26 protein-coding genes are annotated in these 22,130 nt (G+C 47.4%); 16 read left to right on the top strand and 10 right to left on the bottom strand.

Annotated elements, in window-relative coordinates; translation table 11 throughout:
• Positions 1-16: 16 nt before the first annotated feature.
• Entirely contained in the window at positions 17-1,276 is a 1,260-nt protein-coding gene (gene ilvA / locus CEF20_RS14055; protein WP_100332531.1) for a threonine ammonia-lyase IlvA, read from the top strand.
• 88 nt (positions 1,277-1,364) lie between these two features.
• Here ilvA and bshB2 read toward each other — a convergent pair whose 3' ends face one another.
• The 3 genes from bshB2 to pdxK form a co-directional block, all read right to left on the bottom strand.
• Positions 1,365-2,060: a bacillithiol biosynthesis deacetylase BshB2 gene (gene bshB2 / locus CEF20_RS14050; protein WP_100332887.1), complete on the bottom strand. Its 696-nt coding sequence runs from the start codon at positions 2,058-2,060 to the stop codon at positions 1,365-1,367.
• Positions 2,061-2,082: 22 nt separating this feature from the next.
• Positions 2,083-2,439, bottom strand: a complete 357-nt coding sequence (locus CEF20_RS14045) for a YojF family protein (RefSeq protein ID WP_198508537.1) — start codon at positions 2,437-2,439, stop codon at positions 2,083-2,085.
• 94 nt (positions 2,440-2,533) lie between these two features.
• Positions 2,534-3,343, bottom strand: coding sequence for a pyridoxine/pyridoxal/pyridoxamine kinase (pdxK, locus tag CEF20_RS14040; protein ID WP_100332529.1), 810 nt, complete (start codon positions 3,341-3,343; stop codon positions 2,534-2,536).
• Positions 3,344-3,515: 172 nt separating this feature from the next.
• Between pdxK and CEF20_RS14035 the strand changes: the two genes are divergently transcribed.
• The 5 genes from CEF20_RS14035 (at position 3,516) to CEF20_RS14010 (ending at position 6,862) form a co-directional block, all read left to right on the top strand.
• Positions 3,516-4,238: a DUF4230 domain-containing protein gene (locus CEF20_RS14035; protein WP_100332528.1), complete on the top strand. Its 723-nt coding sequence runs from the start codon at positions 3,516-3,518 to the stop codon at positions 4,236-4,238.
• A 13-nt stretch (positions 4,239-4,251) separates the two neighbouring features.
• Positions 4,252-4,932 (top strand): uracil-DNA glycosylase, encoded by a 681-nt coding sequence (locus CEF20_RS14030; RefSeq protein ID WP_100332527.1) that lies wholly within the window; start codon positions 4,252-4,254, stop codon positions 4,930-4,932.
• A gap of 254 nt (positions 4,933-5,186) precedes the next feature.
• Positions 5,187-6,200: a potassium channel family protein gene (locus CEF20_RS14020; RefSeq protein WP_232713542.1), complete on the top strand. Its 1,014-nt coding sequence runs from the start codon at positions 5,187-5,189 to the stop codon at positions 6,198-6,200.
• Positions 6,201-6,215: 15 nt separating this feature from the next.
• Positions 6,216-6,479: a YwdI family protein gene (locus tag CEF20_RS14015; RefSeq protein ID WP_100332525.1), complete on the top strand. Its 264-nt coding sequence runs from the start codon at positions 6,216-6,218 to the stop codon at positions 6,477-6,479.
• Between the two features lie 11 nt (positions 6,480-6,490).
• On the top strand, positions 6,491-6,862 hold the full coding sequence (locus CEF20_RS14010) for a DUF423 domain-containing protein (RefSeq protein WP_100332524.1): 372 nt from the start codon (positions 6,491-6,493) through the stop codon (positions 6,860-6,862).
• A gap of 54 nt (positions 6,863-6,916) precedes the next feature.
• Here CEF20_RS14010 and gerQ read toward each other — a convergent pair whose 3' ends face one another.
• The 3 genes from gerQ to hemQ all read right to left on the bottom strand — a co-directional run bounded on the left by gerQ (position 6,917) and on the right by hemQ (position 8,927).
• Positions 6,917-7,345 (bottom strand): spore coat protein GerQ, encoded by a 429-nt coding sequence (gene gerQ / locus CEF20_RS14005; RefSeq protein ID WP_100332523.1) that lies wholly within the window; start codon positions 7,343-7,345, stop codon positions 6,917-6,919.
• 20 nt (positions 7,346-7,365) lie between these two features.
• The gene (locus CEF20_RS14000; protein WP_100332522.1) at positions 7,366-7,788 is read right to left on the bottom strand and encodes a cell wall hydrolase; all 423 of its coding nucleotides are present in this window, start codon (positions 7,786-7,788) and stop codon (positions 7,366-7,368) included.
• A 392-nt stretch (positions 7,789-8,180) separates the two neighbouring features.
• A complete protein-coding gene (gene hemQ / locus CEF20_RS13990) occupies positions 8,181-8,927 on the bottom strand; it encodes a hydrogen peroxide-dependent heme synthase (protein ID WP_100332520.1) in 747 nt (248 codons plus the stop codon).
• Between the two features lie 174 nt (positions 8,928-9,101).
• Here hemQ and pta point away from each other — a divergent pair, with 174 nt between their 5' ends.
• Both pta and CEF20_RS13980 read left to right on the top strand, forming a co-directional pair.
• Positions 9,102-10,076 (top strand): phosphate acetyltransferase, encoded by a 975-nt coding sequence (gene pta / locus CEF20_RS13985; RefSeq protein ID WP_100332519.1) that lies wholly within the window; start codon positions 9,102-9,104, stop codon positions 10,074-10,076.
• 127 nt (positions 10,077-10,203) lie between these two features.
• Complete coding sequence (locus CEF20_RS13980; protein ID WP_100332518.1) at positions 10,204-11,049, top strand: octanoyl-[GcvH]:protein N-octanoyltransferase; 846 nt, start codon at positions 10,204-10,206, stop codon at positions 11,047-11,049.
• A gap of 531 nt (positions 11,050-11,580) precedes the next feature.
• On the opposite strand, the gene CEF20_RS13975 is transcribed toward CEF20_RS13980, so the two are convergent.
• Positions 11,581-12,285 (bottom strand): RsfA family transcriptional regulator, encoded by a 705-nt coding sequence (locus CEF20_RS13975; RefSeq protein WP_100332517.1) that lies wholly within the window; start codon positions 12,283-12,285, stop codon positions 11,581-11,583.
• A 214-nt stretch (positions 12,286-12,499) separates the two neighbouring features.
• On the opposite strand from CEF20_RS13975, the gene CEF20_RS13970 reads away from it, so the two are divergent.
• From CEF20_RS13970 to CEF20_RS13955, 3 genes are all read left to right on the top strand, one after another.
• Positions 12,500-12,724, top strand: a complete 225-nt coding sequence (locus tag CEF20_RS13970; RefSeq protein WP_100332516.1) for a YuzB family protein — start codon at positions 12,500-12,502, stop codon at positions 12,722-12,724.
• 361 nt (positions 12,725-13,085) lie between these two features.
• A complete protein-coding gene (locus CEF20_RS13960; protein ID WP_100332885.1) occupies positions 13,086-14,384 on the top strand; it encodes an HD domain-containing protein in 1,299 nt (432 codons plus the stop codon).
• Positions 14,385-14,417: 33 nt separating this feature from the next.
• Entirely contained in the window at positions 14,418-14,918 is a 501-nt protein-coding gene (locus CEF20_RS13955; protein WP_100332514.1) for a YwgA family protein, read from the top strand.
• 34 nt (positions 14,919-14,952) lie between these two features.
• Here CEF20_RS13955 and CEF20_RS13950 read toward each other — a convergent pair whose 3' ends face one another.
• The gene (locus CEF20_RS13950; RefSeq protein WP_100332513.1) at positions 14,953-15,141 is read right to left on the bottom strand and encodes a 2-hydroxymuconate tautomerase; all 189 of its coding nucleotides are present in this window, start codon (positions 15,139-15,141) and stop codon (positions 14,953-14,955) included.
• Between the two features lie 273 nt (positions 15,142-15,414).
• Here CEF20_RS13950 and CEF20_RS13945 point away from each other — a divergent pair, with 273 nt between their 5' ends.
• Entirely contained in the window at positions 15,415-16,056 is a 642-nt protein-coding gene (locus CEF20_RS13945; RefSeq protein WP_100332512.1) for a site-2 protease family protein, read from the top strand.
• Between the two features lie 25 nt (positions 16,057-16,081).
• Complete coding sequence (locus CEF20_RS13940; protein WP_100332511.1) at positions 16,082-16,588, top strand: YwhD family protein; 507 nt, start codon at positions 16,082-16,084, stop codon at positions 16,586-16,588.
• A gap of 185 nt (positions 16,589-16,773) precedes the next feature.
• Here CEF20_RS13940 and CEF20_RS13935 read toward each other — a convergent pair whose 3' ends face one another.
• A complete protein-coding gene (locus CEF20_RS13935; RefSeq protein ID WP_100332510.1) occupies positions 16,774-18,816 on the bottom strand; it encodes a transglycosylase domain-containing protein in 2,043 nt (680 codons plus the stop codon).
• A 184-nt stretch (positions 18,817-19,000) separates the two neighbouring features.
• On the opposite strand from CEF20_RS13935, the gene speE reads away from it, so the two are divergent.
• Together speE and speB are read left to right on the top strand one after the other, a co-directional pair.
• Positions 19,001-19,831, top strand: a complete 831-nt coding sequence (speE, locus tag CEF20_RS13930) for a spermidine synthase (protein WP_100332509.1) — start codon at positions 19,001-19,003, stop codon at positions 19,829-19,831.
• A gap of 252 nt (positions 19,832-20,083) precedes the next feature.
• On the top strand, positions 20,084-20,962 hold the full coding sequence (gene speB, locus CEF20_RS13925; protein WP_100332508.1) for an agmatinase: 879 nt from the start codon (positions 20,084-20,086) through the stop codon (positions 20,960-20,962).
• A gap of 227 nt (positions 20,963-21,189) precedes the next feature.
• Here the strand turns inward: speB and CEF20_RS13920 are convergent, their stop codons facing one another.
• Entirely contained in the window at positions 21,190-21,579 is a 390-nt protein-coding gene (locus tag CEF20_RS13920; protein ID WP_232713541.1) for a hydrolase, read from the bottom strand.
• 95 nt (positions 21,580-21,674) lie between these two features.
• Here CEF20_RS13920 and CEF20_RS13915 point away from each other — a divergent pair, with 95 nt between their 5' ends.
• Positions 21,675-22,130 (top strand): YwiB family protein, encoded by a 456-nt coding sequence (locus tag CEF20_RS13915; protein WP_100332883.1) that lies wholly within the window; start codon positions 21,675-21,677, stop codon positions 22,128-22,130.

Below are 22,130 nucleotides of genomic sequence, written 5' to 3'. Positions count from 1 at the left end.
AAAGAAGGGGAATAATGTGAGTAAAGCTTTAACGAAAGTCAGAGTAGAAGACATTGTGATGGCGTATCAAACATTAAAAGACGTAGCCGCAAAAACGCCGCTTCAAAAAAATGAACTGCTATCTGCCCGCTACGGCTGCAATATTTATTTAAAACGCGAGGATTTGCAGATTGTCCGCTCATTTAAATTACGCGGAGCCTATAACTTCATTCACAGTCTGTCCGAGGAAGAACGAGCCAAAGGCGTAGTGTGCGCAAGCGCCGGCAATCATGCGCAAGGAGTCGCCTTTTCCTGCAACGAATTAAATATTAAAGGCACGATTTTTATGCCGTCCACGACCCCCCGGCAAAAGGTGTCACAAGTGCGGTTATTCGGGGGGAAGCATGTCGAAATTGTGCTGACAGGAGACACCTTTGATGATTCGTATGTCGCAGCGATGGAATTCTGCACAAAAGAAGGAATGGAATTTATTCATCCTTTCGATGACTATCGGACAATTGCCGGGCAAGGAACCGTTGGAGTCGAAATCATGAATGATATGTCCGATCCGATTGATTATGTTTTTTGTTCGATCGGAGGAGGCGGCTTGGCGGCCGGTGTCGGCTCTTATATTAAAAGCATTAGCGCCCGCACAAAGATGATCGGCGTGGAACCGGAGGGAGCCCCCGGCATGAAAACATCGATCGCTAACAGCCAGGTCACATCTTTGGAAAAAATCGACCCCTTTGTCGATGGTGCAGCCGTTAAACAGGTTGGACATATCACGATGGATATTTGCAAGGATATGCTGGATGATATTGTGATCGTTCCTGAGGGCAAAGTGTGCACCGCCATTTTGAAGCTGTACAATGAAAATGCCATCGTAGCCGAACCGGCCGGAGCTCTGCCCATCGCGGCTCTTGATTATTATAAGGAAGAAATCAAAGGAAAAAACATCGTTTGCGTCATCAGCGGCGGCAACAATGATATCGACCGCATGCAGGAAATTAAAGAACGTTCCTTAATCCATGAAGGGCTTAAGCATTACTTCATCATCAGCTTCCCGCAGCGGGCCGGCGCTCTAAGAGAATTTTTGCATGAGGTTCTTGGAGAAACGGACGATGTCACCCGCTTTGAATACACGAAACGCACGAATCGCGATGAAGGCCCTGTCCTTGTCGGCATCGAACTGACCCATAAGGAAGACTATTTCCCGCTCATCAATCGCATGAACCAAAAGGGATTTCCGTATATCGAAATCAATGAAGATCCGTTCTTATTTAATTTATTGATCTGATAAAGGTGAGGAAATCTGAAAAAATTGAAAAACCGGAGAAAACGCTTGAAAAGCAGCCCCAGACCCATGAAGGGTTTGGGGCTTTCGATTAGATATCGCTTACTTTGTCTTCGTCCCAGCGGTAGCTCCAGAAACGTTCGAATTTGACCCGCTGAATGGTCGCTTCATCATGTTGGCTGAGAAGCTTTTCGATTTCTTTGAGCATCCAGACCGTTTGGGAGATATGGGCGCGCATGGAGGCCATCTTTTGCTCGAATGTATCGCTTACGTCATAGATGATATCCGGAGCCCCAAGCTTGGTTTCCGTATTATTAGCGAAGGCAACGGCGTGGAGCTTTGGCCGCTCGTTCTCCGGCAGGCGTCGGATGGCGCGGACGACGGCCCGAGCGGTCGCTTCATGGTCCGGATGGACGGAGAAGCCCGGATAGAAGCTGATCACTAGAGAAGGCTTCAGTTCGTCCAGCAAATCAGAAACGAGACGGACCATTTTATGATCATCCTCAAACTCCAATGTTTTGTCGCGCAGTCCCATCATGCGCAAGTCATCAATCTTCAGTGCTTCAGCCGATGCCAGTAACTCGGCTTTGCGGATGTCTGGCAGCGATTCGCGAGTCGCAAATGGGGGATTGCCAAGATTTCTGCCCATTTCTCCGAGCGTCAGGCAGGCGTAGGTAACCGGTGTGCCGCGCTTTGTATGGGCGGCAATCGTTCCGGAGACGCCGAATGCCTCGTCATCAGGATGCGGAAAAATAACCAGCACTTGCCGTTCTTGTTCTATTTCCATCACCATGTCGTATTCACCTCTTCTAGTGGTTAAAAGGCTTTTCGCCGAGCTGCAGGGCGACAGCTAATTTTCCGTCAAAATCATGGCCGGCGAGCAGCAGTCTTCCTTTTTCATCAAAGCCGAAATGGGTGAGGCCTTCCGCATACACCCAGCCAATCATCAGCTTTAATCCGACACGGTAAGGGCCGTCGCCGACGATTTTCCCGTGTTCAAATTTTATTTGAGCATTGCGGATATATGCTCCCGCAGAAAAAAACTTTTCATTTAAGTGAGAGGCATATGCGCCATTCGTAGTTTCCAGATGAATATATACTTCTTTATTAGCCAAGCGATTAATAACTTCTTGAACTTTCGGTACGATAATTGGCTCCACATTCATCCTCCTCTCTCAGCCTATATTCAGTATTTTACTAAAACAAAGCGCTGAAAGCGAAAAAAAGAGACTGCCCGTTCATCGGACAGTCAAGCTAAGCTTAGCCGTTGACTTTATTAAAAGCGCCATGCATCACCGGGCCAACGTATTGGTTTAACCGAAAGCCGTGGCGGATTGCCGCGTTGGCAAAAGCCTTCGCATTGGCGACGGATTCTTTAACGCTAAGACCGTTAGCTAAGTTGGCTGTGATAGCTGCCGCAAATGTGCAGCCAGCGCCATGGTTGTATGTGGTAGCGATTTTTTCCGCTTCTAGCACAGTGAAATCCGCCCCGTCATAAAACACATCGATGGCTTTATCATGCTCCAGCTGTTTTCCGCCTTTAACGACAACATTCTTCGCCCCTAAGTCGTGGATCTGCTTGGCCGCCGCTTTCATATCATCGACTGTGCGGATCGGACCGGCCCCGGATAATTGCCCGGCTTCAAACAGATTTGGGGTGATCACGGTCGCCAGCGGAAGCAGGAATTCGCGCATAGCTGCAGGCGCTTCGGGATTTAATACTTCATCTTCCCCTTTGCATACCATCACCGGATCAATGACAACCTTGTCCAATCCATTGGCTTTAATATGTTTTCCCGCCACCTCAATAATTTCTGCCGTAGCGAGCATGCCTGTTTTCATCGCGTCAATGCCGACGGACATCGCTGTTTTCAGCTGCGCTTCCAGCGTATCAATGGATAGCGGGTGAACACCGTGGCTCCAATGGTTATCGGGATCCATCGTAACAATCGTCGTTAAAGCGGTCATCCCATAAACGCCATGTTCTTGAAAGGTTTTTAAGTCCGCTTGAATGCCGGCACCGCCGCTTGTGTCGGAGCCCGCAATGGTTAAAGTTTTTTTCATTGTCATGTTGTCAAGCCCTCCTATTGTATCCATCTGCCCATATCTCAATATCGAAATTGTATTCTGCAGGTACTCATATTCTAAAAAAGATAATCGGTGAATACAAGTTTTTTCAAGTGATGCGCCTCATAGAGACTGGTAAAATATATAGGAATAAACAGAGAGAAAGGAAGATAAGATGGACCAGCGAGACAGAGAAAAGCTAGAGCAGATGGAAGCACTGCTGCGGGAATTGAAAGCGGGAAAGCAGCGAACAGCCGCTGCCGCAGCAGCAGGAAGAGCCCCCGTTTACACAGCGGGAAGACTGACCCGCGGTTGGCGGATGTTTTTGTTATTGGCTGTGATTCTGCTTGGCATCATCGGTTTCAGCTCCTTTTATTCAGGCGAAGGGCAGCATCAATCCGGTGCTTTTATTGAACAAATTAAAGATTTGAATTCTCTGGCTACGGCTGAAGCCTATTCAAAGGCGGTAATCGAGCAAGAGGATAATGAGATCTTTGGCAAGAAAATCGGGGTGGACGTCCCTGGAACGAAAAGAAAAATTCTATTGATTATTCCCGGAAAAGTGATGGCAGGAGTAGATTTAAGCAAAGTAGGGAAAGAGGATGTCCAAGTAAATGAAAAGAACAAAACGATCCGTATTTCGATTCCCAAGGCGGAAATTCTGCAGGATCCTGTTTTAGAAACCGGCCAAGTTAAAACCTTTTCTATTGAAGGGCTGTTTCGTGAAGAAGTGGATTGGGAGGAGGGATATGAACTGGCGGAGGAAGCGAAAAAGCTCATAAAGAAAGAAGCGGTGAAGCAGGGGCTGCTGCAGCGTGCTGAGCAAAATGCTGTACAATCCTTGGAGCAGTTTTTTCAACAGCTGGATTATCAGGCAAACGTGACGATATCAAAATAAGGGAGAGGATACTTTGGAGAAACAAATTTTGAAAAATGATTGGCATCAGCTGCTTCATGAAGAATTTAAAAAGCCTTATTATTTGCAGCTTCGTGAGTTTTTAAAAAAAGAATATGCAACAAGAGTGATTTACCCGGATATGCATGACATTTTCAACGCGCTGCATTACACGCCCTACGGAGAGGTAAAGGTGGTCATTCTCGGCCAGGACCCTTACCACGGACCGGGACAGGCTCACGGGCTGAGCTTTTCTGTTAAGCCGGAAGTGCCGCTCCCGCCATCTTTAAGAAATATTTTTAAAGAGAGAAAGCATGATCTTGGGATGGACATTCCTAATAACGGCTATTTGGTTCCTTGGGCGCAGCAAGGGGTGCTATTATTAAATACAGTGCTGACTGTCCGTCAGGGAGAAGCCCATTCTCATCGGGGAAAAGGCTGGGAGCCGTTTACGGACCGTATAATTTCGTTAATAAATAAACGGGATAAACCGGTCGTGTTTGTTCTTTGGGGACGGCCTGCCCAAAGCAAGCTGGCGCTCATTGATCAGCGAAAGCACCGCATTATTACATCCCCGCATCCGAGCCCGCTTTCCGCAAGCAGGGGATTCTTTGGGAGCCGGCCTTTTTCTCAGGTGAATGAATACTTGTGTGAACTGAATGAAGAACCGATTGATTGGCGCATCCCTGATCGTTAAATCTCGACTTTTTTCCTTGTTTCACGTGGAACATCGACAAATTCAATAAACGGAGAGGAGAAAGATGGAGAAAGTAAATTGTTTTCAGTGCCGGCACTTTTTTGTTACATGGGATCAAAGAAATCCGCGCGGGTGCCGAGCGCATCGATTCAAGACGAAGCAGCTGCCGTCGGCTGTTGTGCAACAAGCTTCCGGCAACCCATGCTATCATTTTGCCCCCAAGAAGGTAAAAAAATAAAAGAAGGTTCCAGAAGATGCCAACAAGTCTGAGAAAGCGTTATAAACATTTGTTTAATAGTATCGCTGCGATGATATTGATGAATATTATCGGTACGATCGGCTTTATGATTTTTGAGCATTTGAGCTTGTTTGATGCCCTGTGGCTGACGGTGATTACGGTGCTCACAGTCGGGTACGGAGACACCATTCCTGTCACGCAGGAAGGGAAAGTGTTTGCTTTAATTATTATTCCGGTCAGTGTAGGAATTGTATCCTATGCAATCGGGGCTATTGCTTCCCTCGTGGTCGAGGGGGAATTTTCTACATCAGTGAGGGCGAGGAAAATGAATAAGAAATTGGGGCGTTTGCAGCAGCATATTATTGTATGCGGGCTTGGAAGAGTGGGAGAACAAGTGCTAGCGCATGTAAGGGAGAAGCAAGATATCCAAGCTGTTTTTATTGACCGGGATGAGGAGCTTTTGCGGCGCTTGTTAAAGCCTGATGAATGCTGTATTCATGGAGATGCGACGGAGGATCAGGTCTTAAAGTCGGCGGGCATTGAACGGGCATCCGCGCTTGTGGCGACCTTGCCGAGCGATGCAGATAACGTGTTTATTACGCTGACGGCGAAAGGGCTCAACCCTCAGCTAACGATTGTCTCCAGGGCGGAACGGGATGAGACAGCCGCGAAGTTAAGAATGGCCGGAGCCATGAAAGTCATCAATCCATCCTCCATCGGCGGCAAGCAGATGGTTATGTCGATTTTGAAGCCGCTCAGTGTCGAGTACATGGATCGCGTGCTTTCAGCCGGCCACCATGAATACAATATTGAAGAAATTTCGATCCAGCCCGGCTCCCCATTTGCAGGCCGTTCCCTTAAAGAAACAGATATCCGCAATCAATACAGCGTGACCATTGTAGCCATTCTCCGGGGGAATGAAATGCTGGGCACACCAAAATCAGAGGAAAAACTGCAGGTGCATGATAAAATAATAGTGTTTGGTGCTGAGGAAGATTTAACGCATTTTGAGAAAGCAATTACGCCTTGATGGGAGGTGCAAGAAATGGATATTTCGCATCAATCTGTGCTGGATAGAATTGAAAAGGAAATTCGACAGGCGCGGCAGGCTGAAACAAGCGATGCCATCAAACGGCATATACATACGATGAAAGCGCTGTGTGAAGTGATGCTTGAAGCGTCCGAAGAGGGAAGAGGCGCCGCTGCTCCCGTTCCCGGCAGTCAAGTCCAGCAGCCAACCATCCATCAGGGAGGTAAGAAGCTGACAACAGATGACGGAGCAAATGGGGAGTCGATCTTTGATTTTTAAGGAGGGATAAAATGAAAACATTTATCATTATTGGCGCAATCAACGCCTTTTTATCAGTTGCGTTAGGAGCATTTGGCGCTCATGGACTGGAGGGAAAGGTCGCGCCTAAATATCTGGATATTTGGAAAACAGGCGTGCAGTACCAAATGTTTCATGCCGCCGGTCTTATGATTGTGGGGCTGCTTATGGGGCAAATTCCCGCCAGCGCCTTTCTTACGTGGTCCGGCTGGCTGATGCTGATTGGGATTATTTTATTCTCCGGCAGCTTGTATATCTTGACATTGACACAAATCAGCGTTCTTGGCGCAATTACTCCACTCGGCGGCGTGGCTTTTTTAGCCGGTTGGGTGCTGCTTGTTCTTGCTGTGCTGAAACTGTCATGACAAAAAAAAGAGGCGATCCGAAGGGATGCGCCTCTTTTGCTGATTGGTCGGGCTTCATCGCGGCGGGTAAGTAGCCATTTGCCCGCCGCCGAATGGGTATTGATATTCAATTTCTTCGTCAAACGTAATGTAATCTAAGTAAACCATCGGCAGCAAGTAGCGGCGGCCTGTTTGCGGATCGCTCAGTACTAAGTGATCGCGGCCGGCGGCTTCAATCACTCCTTTGAAGATCTTAGCGTTCCACTCGCGGTTATTTTCGAACGTCATATAGACGGTGGCGACTTTTCCGCGGTTTAGTCTCAATATATTTTCAATATAAGACTCTTCTGTCGGCAGCATGCCTGGCACGGTTTGTCCGGCAGCAGGTGCAGGAGTTCCTCCTGCAGCAGGAAGGGTAGTTCCAGATGGGTACATATACATTGGATTTTGCTGATAAGTAGCCGGCATGCTATACATATATGGTGTAGCAGATGGTTGCTTCATGAAAATCCTCCTTTAGTTTATTAATAGACACTTGGACAGGCTGAATACGTTGGGGCAAAGAAACAATGCGACTTGAATCGGCCGGTGTTGTTTTGACTGAACCATTGTGCCGGGCAGCTCCCCGTAGGCTTGAAGAACCATAACGAATACGAGGCTGGATGATAGCGGCCGCCCTTAATGGTTTTACGCGCAAGGTTGATATCTTTTTGTCTGGCGCGCTGGTAGAAGTATCCCTTTATGGTGGCTTCAAATCCTCCAGGCCGTTGAAATACCATGGCACGGATTGTGCGGATATCTTTAAAATCAAGGCAATCGGCGCGCGTGCGGTTGACGCCGACATTGCCGACCATCAGCATCCCCAAAGGACCTTCGCCTTCCGCTTCTGCTCTCATTAACCGGGCTAATAGCTTCACATCCTCTTCATTGTAAGGAACAACTCCCAAATTCCCACCTCGCTTTATCTAACCGCTTTTCAATTAATATGTATTGTTCAACCTGGCATTTCATGCATGCAAAATAAAGTGAATCTTCAAACGGCAGGGATCTTTTCCTTCTTGCTGATGAAAAGAAGAACCAAGGCTGCTATCGCAATGCCCTGCTGCAGTGCCTTTGTCACCAGCGGCGTGCCGGAGAATCTTCGCATAGAACGCTGGTTCTCGGATCCTTTCTTAAAGGGGAAGTCTTGCGGCATCTTACAGGAGGGATGAAATGATCGCAGACATCAATGAAAAAAGACCGAAACAGGGAGTCAGGAAATGGCTTTCAGACTGCGTGATTTGAAGCCATGAAAAAAGACTGACCCCATAAACAGGGATCAGCCTGGAAGTTCAAAGTATTAGTTGACCTGCAGCATCTGTTCGAACTTATCGCCATCGAGCAGGTGGCCGACGAAGAAGGAACCGAATTCGCCATAGCGGGCGCTGACCTCATCAAAGCGCATTTCGTATACTAGCTTTTTAAATTGAAGGACGTCATCAGCGAATAAAGTCACGCCCCATTCGTAATCGTCAAATCCGACAGAACCGGTGATGACTTGCTTTACGAGGCCGGCGTATTTGCGGCCAATCATTCCGTGGCTGCGCATTAACGCGCCGCGCTCTTTCATTGGGAGCATGTACCAGTTGTCTTCACCTTGGCGGCGCTTATCCATTGGATAGAAGCAAATATAATTTGCTCGGGGAAGCTCAGGATACAAGCGGGCACGAATTTGCGGATTTTGGTACGGGTCCTCATCAGAAGATAAGTAATTGCTCAATTCAACAACCGAAACGTAGGAATAGCTTGGAATCGTATAATCAGCTATTTTTAACTTGTTAAATTCCGTCTCGACAGCATTGAGCTCTTCCATCGTTGGGCGAAGGATCATGAGCATGAAGTCCGCTTTTTGACCGGTCACGCTGTAAAATGCATGGCTGCCTTCCTTGGCTTCATGCACTTGATTCAGCTTGTTTAAAAATTGTTGGTATTCATGAATCGCGGCTTGGCGCTCATCGCTGGAGAGCATCTTCCAAGTGGTCCAGTCGATGAGGCGAAAATCATGCAGACAATACCAGCCTTCAAGTGTTTTTGCTGCTTCGCTCATTGTATTCACTCCTATGTATTGTATTTTCACTTACAAATATAACATAGTTTCCTTGGCAAACCGAAGGAGACGCTTTCAATCATGCGTTATAATGAAGAAGGAAATTTTACATTTTTCTTGAATTCTTTCCGCAGAAAGGTATGCTGAAATTAAAGAGGCAAAGGAGGACATGTGATGAGCGATTTATTTTCTGGTTTAAAAGATAAGGTGATCGGACAGGAAATCAGAATTGTATTTCCGGAGGGTCAAGATGAGCGAATTTTAAAGGCGGCAGAACGGTTAGCGGCTGAGAAATTGCTGACTCCGATTCTGATCGGCCATGAACAGGAAGTGAAAGTAAGGGCAGCGGAATTGTCTGTTTCTCTGAAGGGAATGGAGATTGCCGATCCGAAGAACTATTCCCGAAAGGAAGAACTGGTTCAAGCTTTTGTGGAGCGCCGAAAAGGAAAAGTGACGGAGGAGCAAGCGCGCGAAATCCTGCTGGATGAAAATTATTTTGGCACAATGCTCGTTTATAACGGAACGGCTCAGGGGCTTGTCAGCGGAGCAGCCCACTCCACCGCAGACACTGTTCGCCCCGCGCTGCAAATTATTAAAACCAAGCCGGGTGTGAAGAAAACTTCGGGCGTCTTTATCATGGTCCGCGGCGAGGAAAAATACGTGTTTGCCGATTGTGCGATTAATATTTCTCCAAGCAGCAGCGATCTGGCCGAAATGGCGATTGAAAGTGCCAGAACGGCAGAAATGTTTAATATTCCGGTACGAATCGCCATGCTCAGCTTTTCAACAAAGGGCTCGGCGCAATCTCCGGAAACGGAAAAGGTAGCGGAGGCTGTGCGCCTGGCCAAAAAGCAGGCGCCGATCTTAGCAATTGACGGAGAGCTGCAATTTGATGCGGCCTTTGTCCCGTCCGTTGCTAAGAAAAAAGCTCCTGATTCAGAAATTCAAGGGGATGCCACTGTCTTTATCTTTCCAAGCTTGGAAGCGGGGAATATCGGCTATAAAATGGCGCAGCGGCTGGGTAACTTTGAAGCGGTCGGTCCGATCCTGCAAGGCTTGAATGCGCCTGTCAATGACTTGTCCCGCGGATGCAATGAAGAGGATGTCTACAAGCTCGCCCTTATTACAGCGGCGCAGTCACTGAGTTAAATGTTGAAATCCGGTATAATAGGGAAAAAGACCAGACAGGAAGCATTTTTTTTAAAGGAACGGTCAGCGGCTGTTCCCCGGTCAAATTTGAGAGACAGCTTCTTACAGCAAGAAGGGGAAACAAGAGATGCGAAAGAATGAAGAATTGCTGCAGCAAGAGGAATGGCGGTTAATTGACCAGTCAAGCTTGGGGCCCATGTTTGATGCCCTGCAATCATTTGCTTATGATGATACGCTGTGCACGTCTGTCGGCGCAGGCTGCAGTCCTGCCACCGCCAGAGCGTGGGTTCATCATGAAACGGTTGTACTGGGAATTCAAGACACTAAGCTTCCGTATATAAATGAGGGCATACAAGTGCTTAAAGAAGCGGGATATCGAGTGATTGTCCGCAACTCCGGAGGATTGGCTGTTGTGCTGGATGAAGGGGTGCTTAATTTATCGCTGATTTTTCCTGATACGGAAAAAGGCATCGATATTGACCGCGGTTATGAAGCGATGCTCACATTGATTAAACGGATGTTTGCAGAGTGGGCCGATCAGATCCAAGCCTTTGAAGTAGTGGGATCTTATTGCCCGGGAAGCTATGATTTAAGCATTGGCGGCAAAAAGTTCGCCGGGATTTCCCAGCGCCGCATTCGCCGCGGGGTGGCCGTGCAAATTTATTTGTGTGTCAGCGGAAGCGGAAGCGGCCGCGCCGAATTAATCCGCCGTTTTTACCAAGCAGGTAAAAAATCGGAGATAACGAAGTGGGATTACCCGAGCATCCAGCCGGAAGTAATGGCTTCTTTATCCGAGTTGCTAGGTCAGGAGTTCACGATTCAAGACGTCATGCTTCGTTTTCTGACCGCCTTGAAGGCATGCAGCGGACGCTTGTTTGCCAGCTCGCTGCAAGCGGAAGAATTGGAGCTGTACCAAGGATATCTGCAGCGGATCAAGGAACGAAATTGTAAAGCACTGTCCATGCATTCATAATATTCAACAGGCTGCCGAATTTTCGGCAGCCTGACTTGGCAATAGGATGGTGGCCAGAATCTCGGTCACAAGCCGTCGCGCCTGTGTGGCAAAGAGCGCCACTTCGGCGTTCTGTCTTATGCTGGTCGCCGCTGGGCGAGCGCCTTCCGCATTTCGTTGTTGTCCAGCTTCGCCTCCTTGGGGCTCGAGGTCAGATGCCCGTCAGACTGCATGGCAAAAGAACGCCATTTTGTCTGCCGTTCATCTGCTTGTCGCCCCAGGGCAGTCGGCTCCGCATTTCTTTTGTTCAGCTGCAGGGCCTAGCCCCTCGGGTCACAAGCCAGCCCGCCGAGAAAGGTAAAGAACACCTTTCTATGCGTTCTGTCTTGTGCCGGTCGGGGCAGGACGAGGCCCTTCCGCATTTCGTGATCCAGCTGCAGGCGCTAGCGGCTCGAGGTCACAAGCTCATCTGTCTTCAAGGTTCAAGAACAACCTTGCAGTCAGCTGATCTTGTGCTGGTCGCCGCTGGGCGAGCGCCTTCCGCATTTCGGTTTATTCTGCCATTTTTTCTAGGTTGCCGTTTCGGTCCATTTTGAAGGCGGTGGAGTTTTGTTCTTCTTCATCGAATAGGATGAGTTTTCTGGCTCGGTTCATAATTTTCATTAGTGTTTCATAGTCTTCTTGCATGGTTTCTGAATTTTGTTCGAGTTGTTTGATTTTTTCTTCCAGTTTTTCTTTTTCTTTAGAGGCTTCTTCCAGTTCGCGCTTTAATCTTGCATTCTCTTGTTTTAAGCGGTCTGTTTGGTAGGAGGCGCCTGTTAGAGTTTGCAGATAGGCGATGACCTTTTCCATTGTCATTCCGCTTGTGCTGTTGGCCTCTGGGTTTAGTGGAATAGTAGCTGGCACTTCCTCTAAAGCGATTTCCACATCGTTGCCCAGCGGCAGCGACATCGCCTCGACTTCTTCAATGGAAGGAGTCGGCGGCTGGTACAGCAACTTTTTCTTGCCGCCATGTTCTTTGCCCAGCAGCCGGTTTCGCTGCTTCCGTTGTTTTTTTGCGAGCGCGAGCGCCTTTTCATATTGATGGCGGACGACCGCATTCCAGCGAAAGCCGCAAGCGGCAGAAGTCCGGTTTAATTTATCGCCCACTTCCTCAAAAGCATTCAGCTGCGTGCTTCCTTCGCGGACATGGCGCAGCACGGTTTCAGCCAGAAAAAGATCATCTTCCTCTGACCAAGCATCTTGTCTATTTTTCACTGATATCATCTCCTCTTTAAAAATGGTATTACTGACAGGATGAGCAATTTTCATTAAATTTATACCAATATTAAAAAATAATTTTATTCTGCTAGTTTACTGTTTTAGCCGTCATCATCGCTTGGTTTTGTCAGTTAAGATGCTTGCAAACCCGGCGCATTAGAGGTAAAATACCGTTTAGTTTGAAGTTAAAACAGAAGGGATTTGTATATAAATGGCAAACGAATTTCGGGTTTGCGATGATTGCCAGGCTGTTAACTTGAAAACTCTGCTGCCAAAGCTGAAGGAGCTTGATCCAGATGCCAGCGTGGAGATCGCCTGCCAGTCTTATTGCGGACCTGGACGCAAAAAAACATTTGCTTTTGTCAATAATCGGCCGGTGGCTGCGCTGACAGAGGAAGAGCTGATTGAAAAAATAAAGAAAAAGTTAAAAAAATAAATGGAAATCACCTAACCGTTCGCTTTGGATGAGGTGATTTTTTATTTGTGACCCTCCAGAAAAGAATCATTCCGTTGAGCAAGGAATGGTTCTCTTATTCTCACTATATGCAAAAGCCCGATTGATTCTTCTCTTTATCTCAGGAAAATTGGGAATGCCCGCTTTTTTATCCCGCGTGCAAGCTGCCGTGAGACTCCCGCTTCGCTGTCAGCCTTTATTCTTGGGGGATGACCGCGGCTTGAAGGTGCATTTCATGAAAAGGAGGCGGGCGCTGGAGATTGTCGCGATTTATTCCGTCAATTCGCCCAGTTTTCGCTATAATAAAAGCATAACGAAGCATGAATGGGGGTACTGAATGGCAATGGAATATTCAAATAGAAGGTTGCAAGAAGAAAAAGTGTTTAAAGACCCTGTTCATCGATATGTCCATGTCCGCGATCTGGTTATTTGGGACTTGATTGGGACGAAGGAATTTCAGCGCTTGCGCCGGATACGTCAATTGGGCACGACCTTTTTGACATTTCACGGAGCGGAGCACAGCCGTTTTAATCATTCGCTCGGCGTGTATGAAATTGTTCGAAGGATTGTCGATGATGTATTTGCCGGGCGTTCGGAATGGAATGTTGAGGACCGGCTGCTTTCCTTATGCGCTGCTTTGCTTCATGATGTTGGACATGGGCCGTTTTCCCATTCTTTTGAAAAAGTGTTTCAATTAGATCATGAAGAATTTACAAAAAGGATCATTTTGGGAGATACGGAAGTGAATGCGGTACTGCGGAAGGTCGATCCGGATTTTCCTAAGCAAGTAGCGGAGGTGATTGGCAAAACGCATGAAAATAAGCTGGTCATCAGCTTGATATCCAGTCAGATTGACGCTGACCGAATGGATTATTTACAGCGTGATGCTTATTTCACAGGCGTCAGCTACGGTCATTTTGACATGGAGAGGATTCTCCGCGTTATGCGCCCGCGCGAAGATCAAGTTGTGTTTAAACGAAGCGGGATGCATGCGGTGGAAGATTATATCATGAGCCGCTATCAGATGTATTGGCAAGTATATTTTCACCCAGTGACGCGGAGTGCTGAAGTGCTGCTGACGAAGATCCTGCACCGTGCGAAGGCTTTGGCGAGCCAAGAATATGCCTTCAAATATAAGCCGCTTCACTTTTATTCTATTTTTCAAGGAGAATATACACTGGAAGATTATCTAAAGCTTGATGAAGCAATCATGCTTTACTATTTTCAAGTATGGCAGGAAGAGGACGATCCTATATTGCGGGATTTATGCCGCCGCTTTGTGAATCGGGATTTGTTTAAATATATCGAATTTGATCCGGCCAAAGAATACCGTAAGCACAGCGAGCTGGAGGGGCTGTTCAAAAAAGCAGGGATCGATCCGGAATACTATTTAGTTTACGATTCTTCCTCTGATTTGCCGTATGATTTTTACCGTCCGGGGGAAGAAGAAGAGCGGCTGCCGATTTATTTATTAATGAAAAACAATGAGCTTCGAGAGATTTCACGCGAATCGGATATTGTGGACGCTATTTCTGGGAAAAGACGTACGGACCATAAATTATATTTTCCCGCCGACACGCTGTATGATGAGTCATCCAAACGCAATATTAAGCGACAAATTCGCTCAATATTAGAAATATAATGCTGGGAATGATAAAGTGGGAGTTGAGTTGTTTTGTTAAAAGAGCACGCGAAATTGATGGGGGCGTTTGCCGCCTGCGGAGAAGTGGTGGGCAGAAAGAAGCTGCAAAAAATGATCTATATTGCCAAGAAGATTTCATTTCCGTTCCAAGAGAAATTTGAGTTTCATTTCTATGGCCCTTATTCTGAGGAGTTAACTTTGCGGGTGGAGGAACTTTGCAACATGGGATTCGTTCATGAAGTGCGGGAGAAGAAGGGCGGCTATTATCAGTACCGCTATACGGTTACAGAAGAGGGTGAGGCCTTTTTGCGGCATTCTGAAGTGGACATGCCTCGCTTGAAAGAAATTGTGACGGAGATGAACAGCCAAAGCGCCCGCTTTCTGGAATTGGTGTCGACGGTTCTTTATTTCGATGAGCTTTCAAGAGAAGAAGTAGCTGAGAAGATCTATACGCTAAAGAGAAAGCAAGGCTACACAGAAGAGGAAATTGACAAAGCTTATCAATATATTGAACAGCTGAGAACACTGCAGTAAAAAACTCGCCCGCCGGCGAGTTTTTTGGTTCGGATTATTCTTTATCGCTTAAACGTTTCCCAGCAACCGCATAATGATTTTTGGACATTTCCTCGATAAAAACAACGACGTTTTCAACAGGTGCGCCTGTTGTTTCGCTAACTGCGGCAGTCACTTTTTCCGCAAGGGCTTTCTTCTGTTCTTCTGTGCGGCCCTCAAGCATTTTCACTGTTACATATGGCATCTCGTTCTCGCTCCTTTTCTGTACTGATCCATCAAGCTACAATTAAATTGTAAGCTTTCCGCTTCGGACAGGCAATACAAGAAGAGAAGGAAATATTAGAAATTGAGCGAAAGAATCATGTACAATAAAGTGAGCCTTCAAACAGTGGTTTTGCTTTCATCCCCGCTGCTGAGGCGTTTGCAGCTTTTGGTTTTCCGCTTTCTTCTTGAAGGGGAGATAAAGGCACCCTGCATGCGGGATCAATATAATTAACGAAAAAAAGGAGACTGTCATTTGGAAAGATTTTTAGCCTTTTCTTTAGAAGAATTGCCGTTTGTGATCATATCGCTGCTTGTGGCGTTCACATTGCATGAATTTGCTCATGCGTATGTGGCTTATAAGTTTGGGGACCGCACAGCAAAGGAGCAGGGGCGGCTGACCTTAAATCCCGTGCAGCATCTCGATCCGATCGGAACCATTTTCATTTTGCTTGCCGGCATTGGCTGGGCCCGTCCTGTTCCTGTGGACCGGCGGAATTTTGAAAATCCCCGTCTTGCCGGCATATTGGTGTCCCTCGCTGGTCCGCTGAGTAATTTTTTAATTGCGGCTGTCGCTTATGCCGTGCTGTATTTTGCCGCCGGGTTCAATATTCCGATGTTTTTTGTGGATTTGCTGAATATGATGATCTGGCTGAATTTAGTGCTGTTTGTCTTTAACTTATTGCCGTTTCCGCCGCTTGATGGCTACCGGATTATTGAAGATGTTGTCTCACCGGCCGCAAGAATGAAACTAACGCAGTATGAACAATATGGCACGCTGATTTTTCTGGTTATTGTAATTACGCCTTTGAATCAATTCATTATCCAGCCGATCTTCAGCTTTGCCCTGCCGGCATTGCTGCAAGGGTTTGGCTCGATTTTTTCCCTATTTAGCTAAATCAATAAAGTAGGAGGAGTCCGTCATGGAAAAGAAGAAAAAGATAGGCTTTAACATTATCAAAAACGATCCGACAGACGGTCATAAAGGCTTTGGCAAAGGCTCGCTCAGCTTGGAAAATGTGTCGCCCGTTCTGATTGATGTCGAGGAGGAGAACGCCTTTATCGACATCGGGGCTATGCATGCCCGCAGCGCAGTGGAAAAAGGCATTAAGTTTCTTCCGAATAAAGACGAAGTGCCGGAGGGGGCTAAGCCTTACTGGCTCGTTTGGGTGACGGTGGACCGCCGCGAGGAAGGGCCTTTCTATGCTGGAGTGACTGCGTGTGAAATGACCGTGAACCGAGAAGCCCGCCGCGGGTACAAATCACTTCCTGAGCATGTCAACCGCATGGATAAATCATTAAAAAGACAAATTATTGTGGATCACATGGATGCCCGCTCGAAAAAAGTGCTGAAGGACTTTTTGCAAACTCATAATCAGGAAATGTGGGAACGCTCCGAACCGCAGTTAAAAGCCGATCTGGCTGAATGAATATCCTGGTTCTTCCTTAGAAGTGAAGAAATTGTGAACATTTTGGGGTTTGCGGATTACATCTTGCTGATTGCCAGGAAAGAACGTACACTTAAATTAAGTGATTCAACTGCATAAGCTAGGACAATAAAAAAGCCTTGGGCCGCACACCCAAGGTTTTTTATGGTCACGCTTTGCCTTTTGTTTTAAAAAGGAAGGAGTTGATCCAGCCAGCTTTCTGGTTTTTCTTTCTTCTTTTTCTTTTTTGGCAAGTGCTCCATACAGTATTCCTCCGGCTCTGTCCCTCTCACAAAGTACATTTCCCGCTGAACTGGACAGTACTTGCTGGCGATCTTGCCGTTTTCAGGATTGATCGCGACAGCGGTGACGCCGCGCGGCTGCGGAAAAGGCTTAGGGTCTTTTCCGCGATGCGCTTTCTCCATAAATGCCAGCCAAATTTTTTTGGCGTAGGTTTTATCGTCTGCAACCGTGAAGGTCCGGCCATCGTCATATCCTGCCCAGACGCCGGCTGTCAGCTGCGGCGTGTAGCCGATCATCCAGTAGTCAAACTTCGTAGAGCCAGATTTTCCCGCGTAGGGTCTCGTGGTTCGAGGGGCAAGAGAGGCCCCGGTTACGCTTGTATAACCATTTAATTTCGTATCAAATATTCCGGTCATCATATGGGTTAACACTGCCATCTGTTTCGGATCAAACCGCTGCTCCGGGTTCGGCTGATGCTCATAGAGCACTTCTCCTTGCGCCGTTTCCACGCGCTTAATGAAGACGGGTTCCTCGTGCTCTCCTCCGTTCGCCATCGTGGCGTAGGCATTGGCCATATCGAGAACCCGCACGCCGGATGTGCCAAGGGCGAGCGAGGGCACCGCCTTCATTGGAGTGGTAATCCCAAAACGTTCAGCGGTCTTGACCAGTGTTTCCGGCTGTAAAAACAAATGGGTCTTTACCGCGTAAATGTTGTCGGATAAGGCTAGGGCCTGCGCCATCGTAATATCCTTCCCGGCGTATTGATGATTGAAGTTTCTCGGCGTGTACGTCTCACGGCCGCCGTCGTACGTGAAGGCGGTCTCCTCGCTTCTTAATTTCGTCGCCGGTGTAAATCCGCTTTTGAGCGCTGCGTAATACAAGAGAGGCTTCAATGTGGACCCCGGCTGGCGAATTGCTTGCACCGCCCGATTATAAGGGCTTTCTTCATAATCTTTTCCTCCGACAAGCGCGGTTACATGATGATTTTGCGGTGAAATGGCAACAAGGGCCGGCTGCACCTCGGAATCCTCGTCGATCGTCTGCTCAATCACCTCTTCAGCTATCCGCTGATGCTTCAGATTCAACGTCGTGTAAATGCGCAATCCGCCTAAAGCGATCGCCTGCTCGTCGATGCCGAGTTTGGAGGAGAGCGCTTGCTCGGCAGCTTCAAGAAAGTAAGGAGCCTGTTCCATCTCCGCATGCGGATGCTTCCCGACGATCTCCAGCTCCTCTGAGTAAGCCCGTTTCAGCTGCTCCCCAGTGATGATCCCTTCTTTCTTCAGCTCCCGCAAAATCAGCCGCTGACGTTCTTTCGCCTGAGGCATGGATGTCAGCGGCGAATAATTGGACGGGCCCTTTGGAATCCCTGCCAGAAGACTAGCCTCCCCAAGTGTCAGCTGGCCGGCTTTTTTGCCGAAGTAGAACTGGCTGGCCGTTTCAATTCCGTAAGCGCCGTGCCCATAGTAAATTGTATTAATATAGCCTTCTAAAATCTCTTTCTTGGAATAATACATTTCCAGCCGGGCGGCATAGACGGCTTCTGAGAATTTTCGCTTCCAGGTCTTATCATGAGACAAGTAGAGATTGCGGGCATATTGCTGTGTGATCGTGCTGGCTCCCTGCACTTTGGACATGGCTTTTAAATCGGCCCATGCAGCACCGGCCACCCGCTTATAATCAAATCCGTGATGGTCAAAAAACTTTTTATCTTCAATAACAAGAGTAGCCTGCAGCAAATAAGGAGATACTTCATCAAGAGGTACCCAATATCTTTTTTCTGCGGCCTGACTCTCGCCGATCACTTGATCATTATCGGCAAAATAAAGAGTGGACTGGGGAACGGCAATCTCCGGCGCGCCGAGAAGTTTTAAATATAGATAGCCGCCTCCTGAAAGCAGCAACAGGCCGATTAAAGTGAAGCCGCCGGCAAACGCCAAGGCGCGCGTCCATTTCTGCAGTTTAGGGAAGGACAGGGTAGTAGCTTTCATAGAATCGCCTGCCTTAAAAGAATGATTACCTACTAGTATGAAAAAAACGGCCCGCTTTTAAACATGCTTGATAAAATTCTCTTGAATTTTTGCAAGATTCCTCTATACTTTGTTCAGTGCAGACTGCACGGACGCATGGAGAAAGAAATCTGCTTAATTCTCTGACAGAAAGGAAGAAGACAGAATGGGTGGACTTTGGTATACAGAAAAACAAACTGAAAATTTTGGAATCACAATGAAGGTAAAACGGACGCTGCATGCGGAGCAGACCGATTTTCAATATTTAGAAATGGCGGAAACGGAAGAGTGGGGCAACATGCTGTTTTTAGATGGCATGGTGATGACTTCTCAGAAAGACGAATTCGTCTATCATGAAATGGTCGCTCATGTGCCTCTATTCACCCATCCAAATCCGGAAACGGTGCTAGTTGTCGGAGGAGGAGACGGCGGCGTGATTCGCGAAGTGTTAAAGCATCCGAGCGTGAAGAAAGCGACACTTGTGGATATTGACGGCAAAGTGATTGAATACTCGAAAAAGTTCCTTCCAGAAATTGCTGGCGAGCTGGATAATGAGCGCGTTGAAGTGAAAGTGGGAGACGGCTTTATGCATATCGCCCAAAGTGAAAATCAATATGATGTGATTATGGTTGATTCCACAGAGCCAGTCGGCCCGGCGGTGAACCTGTTTACTAAAGGATTTTACGCAGGTATTGCGAAAGCGCTGAAAGCTGACGGTATTTTCGTCGCGCAAACGGACAACCCGTGGTTCAAAGCCGACCTCATCCGGGAAGTTCAGCGCGATGTCAAGGAGATTTTCCCGATCACGCGTTTGTATATCGCGAACATTCCAACCTATCCGAGCGGCATGTGGACATTTACCATCGGCTCGAAAACCTATGATCCGCTTGAAGTTCGTGAAGAACGATTCCATAAGATCGATACGAAATACTATACGAAAGAGCTGCATAAAGCCGCCTTTGTCCTTCCTAAATTCGTGAAAGAGCTGACTGAATAATGAAGAGCAAGAACCGGCAAGCTTGAAGAATAAAGTGAGGCTTCAAACAAGGGCTTCATTCATCTCCGCTGATGGACAGAAGAACAAAGGCTGAGATCACCGCGTTCAGCTGCATCGGGCATTTAGTGCCGTAAGATTCTTGGCTCTCTGCAGCACTCTTGAAGCGGGATTCGTACGGCATCTTATAGGCGGGAGAAATCCAGGCGGTTCCTTTGTCTGGGTTTTTTAGATAAATGAAAGGTGGGATTGCTTATGCGTTTTGATGAAGCTTATTCAGGGCAAGTATTTATCGGCAGTCATCCGAATTATGAGGAAAGTGAAGTGGTCATTTACGGCATGCCGATGGACTGGACGGTGAGCTATCGTCCCGGCTCCCGTTTCGGTCCGGGGCGTATTCGTGAAGTATCGATTGGTTTGGAGGAGTACAGCCCGTATTTAGATCGGGAGCTGGAGGAAATCAATTATTTCGATGCTGGAGATATCCCCCTTCCGTTTGGCAATGCTCAGAAGAGCCTTGATTTGATCGAGGAGTATGTGGAAGGCTTGCTGAAGGATGGGAAATTCCCGCTCGGTTTAGGCGGAGAGCATTTAGTATCGTGGCCGGTCATGAAGGCGGTCGCGAAGAAGTATCCGGATTTGGCGATTATTCATATGGATGCGCACACAGATTTGCGGACGGATTATGAAGGCGAGCCGCTTTCCCACGCCACGCCGATTCGTAAAATCGCTGAACAAATCGGCCCTGCCAATGTCTATTCATTTGGCATCCGCTCCGGCATGAAAGAGGAATTTCAGTGGGCCAAGGAAAACGGCATGCACATTTCCAAATTCGAGGTGCTCGAACCGCTGAAAGAAATATTGCCAGCGCTTGCCGGCCGGCCGGTGTATGTAACGATTGATATTGATGTGCTTGATCCGGCTCATGCGCCCGGAACGGGAACGGTGGACTGCGGCGGCATTACTTCTAAGGAGCTGCTGGCCTCCATTCATGAGATCGCCCGCTCTGAAGTCGATGTTATCGGCGCTGACCTAGTGGAGGTTGCTCCCATTTATGATCCCTCTGAGCAAACGGCTAACACCGCTTCCAAGCTCTTGCGTGAAATACTGCTCGGCTGGACCTGCAAGAAATAAGGCGGAGCAAAACAGCAGGGGTTCCGTCATATCCGCTGCTGAAAAAAGAACGAAGGCTGACAGCGCAGCGCTCTGTTGCGGCGCTTTTGTCAGCTGCATCATGCACGCCCAAACGAATCGGGCATGTATAGACTTTTGCTTCTCTCGATCATTCTTAAAGTGGAATTATGCGGGATCAAAGCATGTAACCCCCTTGAAGACTTGCGTGCCTTCAAGGGGGTTTTAGTCTAGAAATCTTTATATTCATTCAAGCGATATTTATCGAGAATGCCCATCTTTTCAATATGCCGTTTCGCTTCCTCATCACCGAACTTATAAATTAATCCATAGGCGGCTAAGAGAGCCTGATCGTAGTGGTCATTCTCTTTGTCATATGAGTAATCAAGGTATGGAACGTGAGCGCGGACAAATGTCTCCACTTCGGCAGAATAGTTTTCATCAAATACTCGCTTAATATAATGGGCTTCCTCCTCTGTGGCTTCAATCTTAAAATGGCCTTCGCCTTCCGGAGTCGGCAGTACTTCTTTGCTGGCCGGATCGACATAATAGGTTCTTTTCATCTTTTCCATCTTAACAGCTCCCATCTTTTTACTAATGATGTACCACTGCTTCGCCATCTTTAATCATCTTGGCCGGCTGTATTTCCAATATTGCAATTTCCAGCAAACATTTTTATACTTAATAAGTTATAGGGAAGAAATTATTGAAGGATGTGAATAGCTTGACCACCAATCAGCAAGCATGTATTCCTGTGAACGTATGCTTGAAAACAAGCATAGAGCTTGATGGGGAGAAAGAGAGCTATGAACTTTCGCTTTCAGGGGAATTTTACGAAAAGAATCGTGCGTTTTATTTAAAATACGATGAAGAGCAAGAAGAAGGAACGGTTCATACGATCGTCAAGTTTGTGGAGAAAAGGGCGCTGATCATACGAAGCGGAGCGGTTAAAATGCGCTTGGCTTTCGATCTGGGCCAACCAGTCAGAGGCTCGTATGAAAGTCAATATGGCACACTATTATTAACGACACAAACGAATACACTTACACATAGCTGTACATACAATGAAACAAGCCTGCAAGGAGCGCTCCAGCTGAACTATTTGATGCAGATGCAGGGAGCGCCAGCTGGAAAGTATTCTATGAATATTGAATTTACAGGGAGGAAATAA

The sequence above is a fragment of the Bacillus xiapuensis genome (assembly GCF_002797355.1).
GTDB classification, from domain to species: Bacteria; Bacillota; Bacilli; order Bacillales; family Domibacillaceae; genus Bacillus_CE; species Bacillus_CE xiapuensis.
This window is presented reverse-complemented; position numbering and strand designations above follow the sequence as displayed.

Excerpts from the sequence above, each read along its gene's own strand:
- bshB2 (WP_100332887.1), bottom strand. The coding sequence starts at position 2,060 with ATGGAAATAGAACAAGAACGGCAAGTGCTGGTTATTTTTCCGCATCCT.
- CEF20_RS14045 (WP_198508537.1), bottom strand. The coding sequence starts at position 2,439 with ATGAATGTGGAGCCAATTATCGTACCGAAAGTTCAAGAAGTTATTAAT.
- pdxK (WP_100332529.1), bottom strand. The coding sequence starts at position 3,343 with ATGACAATGAAAAAAACTTTAACCATTGCGGGCTCCGACACAAGCGGC.
- CEF20_RS14035 (WP_100332528.1), top strand. The coding sequence starts at position 3,516 with ATGGACCAGCGAGACAGAGAAAAGCTAGAGCAGATGGAAGCACTGCTG.
- CEF20_RS14020 (WP_232713542.1), top strand. The coding sequence starts at position 5,187 with ATGCCAACAAGTCTGAGAAAGCGTTATAAACATTTGTTTAATAGTATC.
- CEF20_RS14015 (WP_100332525.1), top strand. The coding sequence starts at position 6,216 with ATGGATATTTCGCATCAATCTGTGCTGGATAGAATTGAAAAGGAAATT.
- CEF20_RS14010 (WP_100332524.1), top strand. The coding sequence starts at position 6,491 with ATGAAAACATTTATCATTATTGGCGCAATCAACGCCTTTTTATCAGTT.
- gerQ (WP_100332523.1), bottom strand. The coding sequence starts at position 7,345 with ATGAAGCAACCATCTGCTACACCATATATGTATAGCATGCCGGCTACT.
- hemQ (WP_100332520.1), bottom strand. The coding sequence starts at position 8,927 with ATGAGCGAAGCAGCAAAAACACTTGAAGGCTGGTATTGTCTGCATGAT.
- pta (WP_100332519.1), top strand. The coding sequence starts at position 9,102 with ATGAGCGATTTATTTTCTGGTTTAAAAGATAAGGTGATCGGACAGGAA.
- CEF20_RS13980 (WP_100332518.1), top strand. The coding sequence starts at position 10,204 with ATGCGAAAGAATGAAGAATTGCTGCAGCAAGAGGAATGGCGGTTAATT.
- CEF20_RS13970 (WP_100332516.1), top strand. The coding sequence starts at position 12,500 with ATGGCAAACGAATTTCGGGTTTGCGATGATTGCCAGGCTGTTAACTTG.
- CEF20_RS13960 (WP_100332885.1), top strand. The coding sequence starts at position 13,086 with ATGGAATATTCAAATAGAAGGTTGCAAGAAGAAAAAGTGTTTAAAGAC.
- CEF20_RS13950 (WP_100332513.1), bottom strand. The coding sequence starts at position 15,141 with ATGCCATATGTAACAGTGAAAATGCTTGAGGGCCGCACAGAAGAACAG.
- CEF20_RS13940 (WP_100332511.1), top strand. The coding sequence starts at position 16,082 with ATGGAAAAGAAGAAAAAGATAGGCTTTAACATTATCAAAAACGATCCG.
- CEF20_RS13935 (WP_100332510.1), bottom strand. The coding sequence starts at position 18,816 with ATGAAAGCTACTACCCTGTCCTTCCCTAAACTGCAGAAATGGACGCGC.
- speE (WP_100332509.1), top strand. The coding sequence starts at position 19,001 with ATGGGTGGACTTTGGTATACAGAAAAACAAACTGAAAATTTTGGAATC.
- speB (WP_100332508.1), top strand. The coding sequence starts at position 20,084 with ATGCGTTTTGATGAAGCTTATTCAGGGCAAGTATTTATCGGCAGTCAT.
- CEF20_RS13920 (WP_232713541.1), bottom strand. The coding sequence starts at position 21,579 with ATGGCGAAGCAGTGGTACATCATTAGTAAAAAGATGGGAGCTGTTAAG.